This window comes from Bacillus sp. SIMBA_008 (assembly GCF_046535495.1).
Taxonomy (GTDB): domain Bacteria; phylum Bacillota; class Bacilli; order Bacillales; family Bacillaceae; genus Bacillus; species Bacillus subtilis.
Window position 1 is genome coordinate 1 of the sequence record NZ_JAWRWL010000590.1, and the last position, 266, is coordinate 266.

Consider the following 266-nt stretch of genomic DNA (forward strand, 5'->3'; position numbering starts at 1 on the left):
GTTGATTCAACTGAAACATCAACACGGGCTAAAACCCAAGGTACTGTGGATGTTTTGATTGCGTTGTCCGGAGCCGCCGGCGGAGCATTGTCCGGAATGGTCGTAGCAGGTGCCGGTTACCTGACATTATCACTTGGCGGAGGGATATTATCGTTATTATTAATCCCGGTGGTGATATGGTCGCTTGGAAGTAAGGAATAGTATCTTATGTTTAAAAGCAGTGCGAGGCTCCCGTGGTTGAAAAACCCATGAAGCGTAAGTCCTCC

Annotated in this window: 1 pseudogene; it reads left to right on the top strand. The window is 48.1% G+C overall.

What is annotated here, in order from left to right:
• Positions 1-201, top strand: a pseudogene (locus tag SB658_RS24565) (MFS transporter); the annotation flags it as partial.
• Positions 202-266 lie beyond the last annotated feature (65 nt).